The organism is Bacteroides pyogenes DSM 20611 = JCM 6294 (assembly GCF_000428105.1).
Lineage (GTDB): Bacteria > Bacteroidota > Bacteroidia > Bacteroidales > Bacteroidaceae > Bacteroides > Bacteroides pyogenes.
The window spans coordinates 17704-29693 of sequence record NZ_ATZH01000037.1 but is presented as its reverse complement, the minus strand read 5'-3'; the positions used below and the strand labels follow the sequence as shown (position 1 = coordinate 29693).

General features: G+C 47.7%; 9 protein-coding genes. 1 reads left to right on the top strand and 8 read right to left on the bottom strand.

Annotated features, from left to right (window positions below; genetic code table 11):
• Nucleotides 1-18 precede the first annotated feature (18 nt).
• The 7 genes from C234_RS0110335 to C234_RS0110305 all read right to left on the bottom strand — a co-directional run bounded on the left by C234_RS0110335 (nt 19) and on the right by C234_RS0110305 (nt 8290).
• Nucleotides 19-723 carry a fumarate reductase gene (locus C234_RS0110335; RefSeq protein WP_027325705.1) on the bottom strand — a complete coding sequence of 235 codons (705 nt, stop codon included), beginning with the start codon at nt 721-723 and terminating at the stop codon, nt 19-21.
• A 309-nt stretch (nt 724-1032) separates the two neighbouring features.
• On the bottom strand, nt 1033-1905 hold the full coding sequence (locus C234_RS0110330; RefSeq protein ID WP_027325704.1) for a helix-turn-helix transcriptional regulator: 873 nt from the start codon (nt 1903-1905) through the stop codon (nt 1033-1035).
• Nucleotides 1906-2063: 158 nt separating this feature from the next.
• Nucleotides 2064-3689, bottom strand: coding sequence for a S41 family peptidase (locus C234_RS0110325; RefSeq protein ID WP_027325703.1), 1626 nt, complete (start codon nt 3687-3689; stop codon nt 2064-2066).
• A 37-nt stretch (nt 3690-3726) separates the two neighbouring features.
• Nucleotides 3727-4185: a pantetheine-phosphate adenylyltransferase gene (coaD, locus tag C234_RS0110320; RefSeq protein ID WP_027325702.1), complete on the bottom strand. Its 459-nt coding sequence runs from the start codon at nt 4183-4185 to the stop codon at nt 3727-3729.
• On the bottom strand, nt 4182-6056 hold the full coding sequence (locus C234_RS0110315; RefSeq protein ID WP_027325701.1) for a DNA topoisomerase IV subunit B: 1875 nt from the start codon (nt 6054-6056) through the stop codon (nt 4182-4184). The genes coaD and C234_RS0110315 overlap by 4 nt, the downstream gene beginning before the upstream one ends.
• Nucleotides 6057-6085: 29 nt before the next feature.
• Nucleotides 6086-7222 (bottom strand): hypothetical protein, encoded by a 1137-nt coding sequence (locus tag C234_RS0110310; protein ID WP_027325700.1) that lies wholly within the window; start codon nt 7220-7222, stop codon nt 6086-6088.
• Between the two features lie 87 nt (nt 7223-7309).
• Nucleotides 7310-8290 (bottom strand): calcium/sodium antiporter, encoded by a 981-nt coding sequence (locus C234_RS0110305; RefSeq protein WP_027325699.1) that lies wholly within the window; start codon nt 8288-8290, stop codon nt 7310-7312.
• Between the two features lie 323 nt (nt 8291-8613).
• Here C234_RS0110305 and C234_RS0110295 point away from each other — a divergent pair, with 323 nt between their 5' ends.
• Nucleotides 8614-10428, top strand: coding sequence for a mechanosensitive ion channel family protein (locus C234_RS0110295; RefSeq protein WP_027325697.1), 1815 nt, complete (start codon nt 8614-8616; stop codon nt 10426-10428).
• A 342-nt stretch (nt 10429-10770) separates the two neighbouring features.
• Here the strand turns inward: C234_RS0110295 and C234_RS0110290 are convergent, their stop codons facing one another.
• Complete coding sequence (locus C234_RS0110290) at nt 10771-11949, bottom strand: THUMP-like domain-containing protein (protein ID WP_027325696.1); 1179 nt, start codon at nt 11947-11949, stop codon at nt 10771-10773.
• Between the last annotated feature and the right edge of the window lie 41 nt (nt 11950-11990).

Here is an 11990-nt window from a genome sequence, read left to right as displayed (position 1 = left end):
TTCGAGTTTTGATTTAAATTAGCACGCAGCTCCACAGCAAAGTGATTTCAGGAAAAACACCACTACTACCAGCGCAAACCCGAGCACAACGATTGTAGAATAGATGTTGGAGATACATTTCCAACGTTCGATCCATACCTTGTTGTTCCAGCCCAATGATTGCATGGCGCTCCAGAAACCGTGAGTGAGGTGGAACCACAATGCAAGCAGCCAAATGACATAAAGCGTTACGAAAACAGGGTTGGAGAAAGTTTGCCGGATGTGATAGACACCGTCGGCGGCATAAGCCAACGCTAATGTATCGACGTGCATGCCCATGTTGTGCATCAATTCCGGCAACTGCATTTTCGACCAGAAGTTAATCAGGTGTAGAACCAGACCGAGAATAACGATGATACCCAACACCAGCATGTTCTGAGAAGCCCATTCTACATTCTTAGGCTTGTCTACTACTGCATAGCGTTCGTTACCGCGCGCTTTGCGGTTTTGCATTGTCAGCCAGAATGCGTAGATGATGTGAATCACGAACAGGACCGCCAGAATTACCGAAGCCGCCAGCGCGTACCAATTTGCTCCCAGGAACTCACAAACCATATTGTATCCCTCGGCCGAGATGATAGCAACAAGGTTCATCGCCATGTGAAACGTCAGAAATAGGACAAGGGCGATACCGGTAACGCTCATCACCACTTTCCTTCCTACAGATGAATTACTTAACCACATAAATGATTGAATTTAGATTATTTAATTGTTAGAACTAATGTTTCATTATTTTACACCTCTTATATCCTGCAAAAATAGGAGAAATAGATTGATTGTCCAAAGAATTAAAGAAATTATTCCGTAATAAATGTACAATCCGCCGCCGCATGAGAAAATTTACTGCTTCCGTATGGTAAAACAGGGCTTTGATAATACCCGCGGAGCGGTCATGAATGTTCATCTTGATGCCTGCCAAGCATGGTTGTGGTGGGTTGTCTGTTTTTTAAGATTCGGGGTGAATCCGGAGGGAGAAACAAGGGAAGGGGGAGGTTATTTTTCTTTTTTCGGAATTTTGCCTCCACCGGTTACTTTCTTTCGAAGAGCTCTGGGGGTATCGCCGAACGAGTCTTTGCAGAAATGGGCAAAGTGCGATAGAGAATCGAATCCGTATCGGTTGCTGATTTCGGTAATCCTCATCTTGGTGTGTTGCAAATCTTCAAGGATTCCTTCCCGTTTCTTTTCAAGTATCCACTCGTATACGGGAACTCCGTATAGATTTTTAAACAAACGCCGGAAGGTAGTGGTGTTGTAACCTCCTAAATGTGCGAACTCTTCCACATTCTTCACCTTACTGTAATTTTGCATGACAAAGTAGTGAAAGCTTTCCGTATAAGTGCTGATTGGGTAGAAAAAGGATATCAATTCATAGAGCGGATAATAGTTGAAGATCAAGAAGGTAAGTTCCTGCGCTTTAAGTTCTATGTATTTTCCGCAAGGGGGTTGCTCGTTCAGAAACATTGCCAAGTCTTTGATCAGATATTCAATTCGCGGATTCATCGTCATCGGGGTGTAAGTCAACGGGGCTTCTGCCTGATTCATTATCTCGTGATACCGTTCTTGGCACCCGGATGGCAGTTCGTTAAACCGGAAAGTAATATATTCTACGTCTGTGAGTGCCAATAACTCTATTTTCGATCCGATAGCCTGAAGGATGAATTGATTTTTATGTAAGACGGTTCCGGGATATTCTTCGCTGTTGATGAGTAATTCGCCTTTGATGATAAAGAACATGCAATTTTGCGCGCATTTGTCTTTCGGACAATGCTTCCCTTGCGGTAGATTGCTGTGTATAAAGGTACTCTCATCTACTTTAGGGCAATGCGAACAATCTATATGTGGTTTGCAAAAAAGTTCTCCCATCATGGAATTTATTTCTGAGTATTTGGACAACAAAGATAGTTCTTTTTTAAAAAAAAGCCAACCTCAAGATTTGGAGGGGAACATTCGATTGCCGTGAAACAAGATTCCATATTGGCTTTCAAAAAGAATTTCTCTCGCATCGAAACTCTTAGAAAAGTTTTTTATTTCAGTATATTATCATATTCGTTCGAGTTGAGCAGCTCTATTGCTTTCTCCACACTCCGGTTGGCGGTATTCATGATTTGGAAATACTCGTTCATATCCCATATATCGCGTGCTATCAACGCTTTGAGATGCGTTTTGATTAGTGGTAGAGAGGTCTCGTATTGTTTTTCATCAAATTTAACGTCGGCCTTTTCTGCCATCTCTTTCAATGTGTTCATCATGAGAGAATCAACCGTGAATTGCTCATTGAATGTTTTGAATTTTTTATATTTGCTTGCCAGTGTGTTGCGGTGATTGTCTATAAAGGTCATTGCATATTTGGTGAGTACCCCTTTGGCTATCAGATTCCTGTGATAATCGGTGTAGAGGGTGGTATCTATGGGGACGAAGTAATCGGGCATAATGCCTCCTCCACCATATACGGTGCGTTTCAGCCTCTTCGTTTGCACTTTGAGCGAGTCGGGGAAATGGATACTGTCCGCATGGGTTAACTCGCCCCGGTTGAATCTCTCGATCAAATCCCGATTGTATTTCCTGATGTTTTCTTCGATATTGGCGGAACTTCTGTCTTGTTTGGAGTTCGTAGCGTTTTCGTAAGGCTTTTGGATACACCGCCCGGCAGGCGTATAGTAACGTGCCACGGTGAGGCGGATCATCGAACCGTCGGGCAAGTCGATGGGGCGTTGCACCAAGCCTTTCCCGAAGGTGCGTCGACCTACGATAACTCCCCTGTCCCAGTCTTGGATGGCTCCGCTCACTATTTCGCTGGCGGAAGCCGTGTACTCGTCTACCAGTACCACAAGCCTTCCGTTGCGGAACCCGCCGTTTCCTTTGGCAAAGAATTCATTCCGCTTGTCTCTTCTTCCTTCCGTATATACGATGAGTTCTTTCTGTTGCAAAAACTCGTTGGCAAGGTTGATGGCTGCATCCAGATATCCGCCTCCGTTGCCCTGAAAATCAAGAATCATGTCTTTCATCCCCTTTTTCTGAAGGCCCTTCATCGCTTCTTTGAACTCGTTTACCGTAGTCGCTCCGAAGCGATTGATGCGAATGTAGCCCGTGCCCCGTTGAATCATGTAGGCGGCATCGATACTGAGAATGGGTATTTTGTCTCTTTTCACGGTGAAAGCAAGAGGTTCTGCTACTCCGCGGCGGACGACGGTGAGATCGACCTTGGATCCTTTGGGGCCGCGAAGCCTTCTCATGATGTCTTCCGTGCTCATCTTCACTCCGGCTATGACCGAATCGTTTACAGCAATGATACGGTCTCCGGCAAGAATGCCGACTTTCTCGGAAGGTCCGTTGCTGACAGGCTGTACAACGAACAAAGTATCTTCGATCATTTGGAATTGTATGCCGATGCCTTCGAAGTTGCCTTTCAGCGGTTCATTCATCTTCTTTACTTCCGCTGCGTCGGAATAAGTGGAATGCGGGTCGAGCTGCTCCAGCATTTTGATGATGGCGGCTTCGACCAATTTGTTTTCATCTACTTTGTCGACGTAGAAATTGGCAATGGCGAATTCCGCCATTTGCAATTTGCGCATGGCAGATGCTTTTTGATTCTGTGCCTGAATGCTTATCGCATATAAGCAAATAAATAATACGTATATTGTTTTTTTCATATTGTTTACTCCGCGACCGTTCATTCGGTTCTGTTTGCTAATCGTTGATATTCATTCCTTTGGGAATGAATTGACTGATATCTTTGTTGTACCCCAGCAATTCCCTTACAGTAGTAGAGCTGATGCAAGTCAGCTCCGGTTCGGTAAAGAGCAGAATGGTTTCTATTCCCGCCAGTTTGCGATTGATGTCGGCTATGGTTTCCTCATACTCGAAGTCTTTTACAGTCCGTATTCCCCTTACGATGAACTGAGCGTTCACCTGCTGCGCGAAATCAATGGTCAGGCAGTCGTATGACATGACTTGTACACGCGGATTGTCTTTATAGAGTTCCCGGATCATCTTTTCTCTTTTTTCGATCGGGAAATAAGTGTCTTTGTTTTCGTTGATACCGATTCCGATCACAATCTCGTCCATAAAGGTGAGCGCGCGTTCCACTACCGAAAAGTGTCCGATGGTGAAAGGGTCGAAAGTACCCGGAAATATTGCTTTTTTCATGATGCCAGATCTTCTTCTATTACCAGATTGTCTATAATAAAGTTTTGCCTTTCCATTGTATTCTTTCCCATGTAGAATTCGAGCAGCTCTTTCACGGCATCGGTCTTTCTCAAGGTCACTTGCTCCAACCGCATGTCTTTGCCTATGAAGTTCTTAAACTCGTCCGGTGAAATCTCTCCCAATCCTTTGAATCGGGTAATCTCGGGGTTAGGGCTAAGTTCTTCGATGGCGTTGATCCGCTCTTCTTCACTATAACAATAGATTGTTTTTTTCTTATTGCGCACACGGAACAAGGGCGTTTGCAGGATATACACATGTCCCTTTTTTATCAGTTCGGGGAAGAATTGCAGAAAGAACGTGATCAACAGCAGGCGGATGTGCATGCCGTCCACATCGGCATCGGTGGCTACGATCACCTTGTTGTAGCGCAGCCCGTCGAGTCCGTCTTCAATGTTGAGGGCAGCCTGAAGGAGGTTGAACTCTTCGTTCTCATATACAATCTTTTTCGTCAGTCCGAAAGAGTTTAGCGGCTTGCCGCGGAGGCTGAATACAGCCTGCGTGTTCACATCGCGGCTTTTGGTGATGGAGCCGCTTGCCGAGTCTCCCTCGGTGATGAAGATACACGATTCCTCCTCCAGCCCTTTTGCCTTCGGATCGTTCAGGTGAATGCGGCAATCGCGCAGTTTGCGGTTGTGCAGATTGGCTTTCTTGGCACGTTCGCGGGCGAGTTTGGTGACTCCCGCAATGGCTTTGCGTTCTTTCTCCGATTCCTGTATCTTTTGCTGTATGATTTCGGCTATGTCGGTATTCTTATGTAAGAAGTTGTCTACCTCCTGCTTGATAAAGTCGCCTACGTATTTGTTGACCGTTACACCTCCGGGAGTCATGTTTGTAGATCCCAGTTTGGTTTTTGTCTGGCTCTCGAATATCGGTTCTTCCACATTGATGGCTATGGCGGCAACCAATCCGTTACGGATGTCGGTGTAGTCCATGTTTTTGTTGAAGAACTCCTTGATGGTGCGTGCGATATGCTCTTTGAAAGCGCTTTGGTGAGTACCTCCCTGCGTAGTATGCTGTCCGTTGACAAACGAGTAATACTCTTCGCCGTATTGTCCCGTATGGGTGAAAGCTATTTCGATGTCCTCGCCTTTCAGGTGGACGATAGGGTAGAGCCCCGTAGCCGTCATGTTGTCGTTCAGCAGATCTTCCAGCCCGTTGCGCGACAGGATGCGGTGTCCGTTGTATAAGATAGAGAGTCCCGTGTTGAGATACGTGTAATTGCGTAACATCGTTTCAATATATTCGGGCTTGAAACAATAGTTGACGAACAAGGTAGGATCCGGTTCGAAAAAGATGTATGTTCCGTTTTCTTCTTCCGTATCCTGCATCTTGTCGTTTTGCAGCTCGCCTTTCGAGAAGGTGGCGATACGCACTTTCCCGTCGCGGAAACTGCGAACTTCGAAGCGGGAACTCAACGCGTTGACTGCTTTCACGCCCACTCCGTTCAGTCCGACGCTTTTCTTGAAGGCTTTGCTGTCGTACTTTCCTCCCGTATTCAAAACGCTGACCGCTTCAATCAGCTTTCCTTGCGGGATTCCCCGTCCGTAGTCGCGTACGCTTACACGGAGATTCTCTTCGACGGATATTTCGATTCTTTTGCCCGACTGCATCTTGAACTCATCGATGCTGTTGTCAACAACCTCTTTCAAGAGCACGTAGATTCCGTCCTCGGCATGCGCTCCGTCGCCCAAACGGCCGATATACATGCCGGGACGTGTGCGCACGTGTTCCATATCGCTCAGATGGCGGATGTTTTCGTCGGTATAATCTACTGTGTTGTTGTTTGTAAGCATCAATTCGTTCTCTTCCATAGTCTTTTTCTTGTTTTTAAAGTTTCCTGTTAACCTATTTCTTTGACAAAAGCCCGGCGGCGTTTATGTTGTTGGGTTTCGAAGTAATCCCATTGCGCCTGTACCTTCCCGTTCTGCTCCAGTTCGGGGTTGCTTTCCGCAAAGATAAAGCCTAATTTCTTATAAACCGGAATTAAATCGGAAAATAACAGCGCGTTAACACCTTTGTTCTGATACTCCGGCTTTACTGCCACGAGCAACAGATCGAGCATTTTGGCGCGGCGTTTCATAAACAAAGCTTTCAGCAGATAGAACCATCCGAGGGGCAACAACCGGCCGTGTGACTTTTGAAGCGCTTCGGACAGAGAAGGCATGGATATGCCTACGCCAATCAATTTGTCGTCGGCATCGGTGATAAGTGTCACCATCCGCAGGTCGACGATGGGAAGATACATCCGCACGTATTGTTTGATCTGTCTTTGCGTGAGAGGCGAATACCCGTAGAGAGGGCTGTACGCTTCGTTCATCAGTTCGAAGATAGCCTGGCCGTAGTCTTTGGCTATCTTTCGGGATGAAGTATATTTTTTTACCTTCAGGTTGTACTTCTTCTGAATGAGTTCGGAGATACGTTGGTGTTTTTCGGGAATCGATTCCGGAATAAATATCTTGAACTCCACCCAGTCGGCGTCTTTGCCGAATCCCAGCCTTTCCATGTGTTCGGGGTAATACGGATGGTTGTAGATGGTGGCCATGGTGCTGAGCTGGTCGAATCCTTCGATGAGCATCCCTTCGGCATCGAAATCGGTAAATCCGAGCGGACCGACAATGTGTGTCATGCCCCGTTCTTTTCCCCACTCCTCCACCGTCTTGATGAGTGCGGAAGATATTTCGAGGTCGTCGAGGAAATCGATCCATCCGAAGCGGACGTTCTTGCATCCCCATTTTTCATTGGCATGGCGATTGATGATAGCGGCTACGCGTCCTACTATCTCTCCGTTTCTGTAGGCGAGAAAGTAATCGGCCTCACAAAACTCGAACGCCGCGTTTTTCTTTTTATTGAAGGTATTCAGCATGTCGTCGTAAAGGTCGGGCACAGAGTAAGGATTATCCTTGTATAAGAAGTAATTGAAACGGATAAATTTTTTAAGTTCCCTTTTCGTGGAGACTTTTTTGATTGTAATAGCCATATTTTGTATTTATGATTGAATAGACAAAGATAGTCGATAATCTTTAAACTGCCATATCGGGATACCAAAAAACAAAGCAAATATGCCTTATCGCAGAATGAGGAATAACGTGTAGCCCACGTAACACAAAGCCATGATGCTGCCTTCTATCCGTGTTATGGTTCGCTTGGCAAAAAAAAGTCCGAAGAACCAGAGTAAGACGCACGAGCCTATAAGAACGAACAAATCGAGATTGGAAATTCCGTTGAGATGTAAAGGCGTGATGGTGGCACTGCAACCCAATACTAAAAAAATATTGAACAGATTGCTTCCGATCACATTGCCTATGGCTATTTCGGGATTCTTCTTCAATGCGGCCACGATGGAGGTGGCTAACTCCGGAAGCGAAGTACCTCCGGCTACGAGGGTGAGTCCGATGACCGATTCGCTTACTCCCAGTCCGCGAGCGATGCCTATGGCTCCGTTTACGAAGATTTGACCTCCGTAAATAAGCGCCGCCAGTCCTCCGACGGTGTAAAGCACCGATTTCCACCAAGGAAAAGCCCGTATCTCTTCTTCGTCTTCTGTCGGGTGTCCTTTCAGCTTGTCTTCTTCCGCCGGTTTGGAGAATGCGATGGCGAATGTATACCCCATGAAGATGGCGAAGAAACATAGCAGCAGCAGTCCGTCGCCCCTGTCGAGCTGATTCTTGGCGCTCTGATTCAGCAAGATGTCATTGGCGCAAATCAGCAAGACAATAGAGGAAAGGATGCAAAGCGGAATTTCTTTGCGCAGCGTGTTGCGTGTAATAGCGATGGGGGCTACCAATGCGGTGCATCCCACTATCATGAGCGTATTGAACAGGTTACTCCCCACCACGTTTCCGAGAGAGAGGTCCGCGCTTCCTTTAAGAGCCGAGGTTACACTGACCGCCAATTCCGGAGCCGAAGTGCCGAATGCGACAACCGTCAGCCCGATGACAATGGACGGAATATGAAAACGTTTGGCGATGGAAGCGGCGCCGTCTGTGAGTCCGTTGGCCCCCACAAGTATCAGGAGCAGTCCTCCGATAAGAAGCAATATGTTCATACGATTCTTTTTCTTTTTGCCTGCAAAGATAAGCATAAAGGTTTATCCGACAAACGCATAGCCTGGTTTTTAAGTAGAATTGACGGTCGAGTGTTTGATTCGTTTATCTACGAAAGCGTTGCGGTAAAAAATACGGTTGTTTGGGTAGTGTATATCAAAAACATTCTGTATGTTTGCTCCGTTTAGTACAATTGGTACGGAAAAATGAAAAATAAATCCTCGCAAAGCTTCTCCGTTCCGGTTTGAAGCGCGGATGATGTTTAATGAAAAAGATTCTTCGGCGTTGCCAAGCATTTGCGGGGACGGATAATACAGATACGATTATGAGAATTGCCACTATGAAGCGTGCAGCCATGCTATTCGTCGTGTTGCTGCTGAATGTACATGTATACGCACAATTGGACAAGGCGGTGAAGAAAATCCTGTCGGGAGATACCATTGGCAAAGAGGTATCCGCATCAAACCGTGATTCGGACTCAGTCCGTTTAAGCAATTTGCAGAAGGAGCTGGAAGAAGCCCGCCTGAACGAAGCCAATATGCGCATGGAAATGGAGGAGATGAGGCTTCAAATGCTCTCTTCCGATTCCGTAAAGTTGGCGCAACAGAGGCAGCGCATCGATTCGCTCCGGCAGTTTACCAAGGGGGTTCCTGTGGTGGTAGAGGGAGATACGCTGTTTTTTCTTTATGCCAACCGTGGGGGATATACGCCTCAGAAGCGTGCGAAGGAGACTGCCGCTGTTATTGAGAAAGTGGGGAAACGGTTCAACCTGCGTCCTGACTCGGTTTCTATTGAATATTCGGATGCCGTTTCCGACTTGATGTACGGAAACGAAGTATTGCTTTCGCTCACCGACCAGGATGCGTTGTGGGCGGGTATACCGCGCGATTCGCTGATAAAAGAGAGAAAAAAGCTGGTTGTGGACAAGCTGACGCAGATGAAAGCCGAACACAGTATCTGGCGGATGGCGAAACGGATTCTTTACTTCCTTCTCGTTATTGTCGGACAGTTTTTCCTGTTCCGCCTCACAAACTGGTTGTTCCACAAACTGAAAGTCCGTATCTTACGCCTGAGAGACACTGCCCTCAAGCCTTTTTCCATTCAGGGGTATGAGCTGCTGAACACACAGCGGCAAGTCAATCTGCTGATTTTTCTGGCGGGCATAGGGCGTTACATCGTGATGGGCTTGCAGTTGCTCATCACCGTTCCTCTGATATTCATCATCTTCCCGCAGACGGAAGGCCTGGCTTATCAGTTGCTCGGCTATATCTGGAACCCTATCCGGACGATATTGGTGAGCGTTGTGGAATACATTCCCAAGCTGTTTACCATCATCGTTATCTGGTATGCCGTGAAATATCTGGTGCGGCTGATTCTTTATCTGGCCCGTGAGGTAGAAGTGGGGCGCCTTAAGATAAACGGATTCTACCCCGATTGGGCAATGCCCACTTTCCATATCATCCGCTTCCTGCTCTACGCGTTCATGATTGCCATGATCTATCCCTACCTGCCGGGCTCCAACTCCGGCGTCTTTCAGGGCATTTCGGTATTCGTCGGATTGATCGTATCGCTCGGTTCGAGTACGGTGATAGGCAATATCATCGCCGGACTGGTGATTACTTACATGCGCCCGTTCAAGCTGGGCGACCGCATCAAGTTGAACGATACTACCGGCGATATCATAGAAAAAACTCCGCTGGTGACACGCATCCGCACACCGAAGAATGAAGTGGTGACAGTACCCAACTCGTTTGTGATGTCTTCGCATACGGTGAATTACAGTTCTTCGGCGCGCGAATACGGCTTGATTATCCATACGGAAGTGACGATAGGGTACGATGTTCCGTGGCGTCAGGTGCATCAGATGCTCATCGAGGCGGCCCTCAATACGCCCGGAGTGGTGGACGATCCGCGCCCGTTCGTGCTCGAAACTTCGCTGAGCGACTGGTATCCGGTCTATCAACTGAATGCTTACATCCGCGAGGCGGAGAAGATGGGACAGATTTATTCGGACTTGCACCAGAACATTCAAGACCGGTTCAACCGGGAGGGTGTGGAAATCATGTCTCCTCATTACATGGCGATGCGCGACGGTAATGAGTCGACCGTTCCGAAAGACGACTTGTCGAAACGTATTTAGTCTTTCATTCTCCGGAAATCGTTCTCTTTTCCCGTTCATGAAGGGCGTGCGCCCTTGGTGAAAACTTCGGCGGTGTGGCCCCTCTCCATCTGTCTCCGGAAGTGCATATTTGCCTCCCGCGTTATTCATATATAGTCATGGGTGGTGACTATATATACTCATGGGGGATGACTATATATACTCACCGTGCTGACTATATATGCCCACCACCCATGACTATATATGTTCACCGGAGGAGGAAAATATATATGCCGATCGGACTGCTGTGAGCCCGGCCGACAATGCAGGAAAGAGGGGTAATTGACTCCCGAAGATGATGGGGTGGCAGAGACTCAGTTTCCCTTATTTGCGGCATCGTATCAATACCTTTTGCTCGTTGCCGAGCGTGGTGGCAAACAGGTAATCTTCACCTCCTTCGGACAGCTTGAGCCGTTTGCGCAGTTCGGCCACCGACGCCGGAAAGTTGCGTACGGTGATGTTCGCTTTCCGCAAGTCTCCCAAGCAGCTCTTAATCTCCTTTTTGTTCAGGCTGCATTGCCCTGTGATGCGGAACGATCTTCCGGGGAAACCGCTCACTGCACTGTCCGATGTATAGAGGTGGCTGTTGGGGTGGAGCTTTTTCACCGGAAATGCCGAAGTAAGCAGGCGGAAAGCGCCTGCCTTGAGTATCGAGGCATTGGGTTCGAAAAGATAGCTGCCTGTCTGCCCGGCATAAGAGATGCCGCATTGTTGTTCCTGCTCGCGCGTGAACGAAAACCGCTGTTCGCCGTTCGGTGTCAGATTCACGCAGTGGATGGACACTTCAGGAGAAGCGTCGCGTCTCAGTATTACCAACAGCTCTTTGCATTCGTTGTTTACGGCGAGTATGTGGACTTCGTGCGTATGCCTCAACTCTTTCAGCGCTTGAGACAAGTCGAGCATCGGCGAGAGTTTGATCATGACGCATCCGGCCTTTTCGAGCAATAAATCTTCCAGCTCCTCCACATCGGGCTCGCAATCTTTGATGGCGACTATTTTGCCGCCATACTCGTTGCGCCGGGCGGGGTCGATAAAGATACAGTCCGCGCGCGCCATCCGCTTCAGAAACTCCGTACCGTCATCGTTCTTCACGCTTATGTGCGGCAGTCCGAGAAGCGGGAAATTATGCGCGGCTATTTCGCAGAGCTCTTCCTGCCGCTCTACATAAGTCGCCTGCCGGAAGTTTCTCGAAAGGAAAGCACAGTCGATACCGAAACCTCCCGTCAGATCGACAAAGCTTTCTCCCTTTGCCAGTTCCGACTTATACCGCGCGGTGAGTTCCGACGAACATTGCTCCATCGAGAGGTGGTGCGGATAGCGTATGCCTTCGACGTTGCTCCACGAGGGAACTTTCTCTTTTGCGATACGTATTCCCGCTATCTGCGTGATGGCTGCGGGCATGTCTACTGCGGGATATTTGCCTGCCTGCAAAGCGAGGGAGCGAACATCGTCGTTCTGATGTTCGCGGATGAAAAGTCGGGTTTCCGGCGATAATTCTTTCATAAGCCTTGATTGTGATGTAAAGTAATAAGCAGGAATGCACC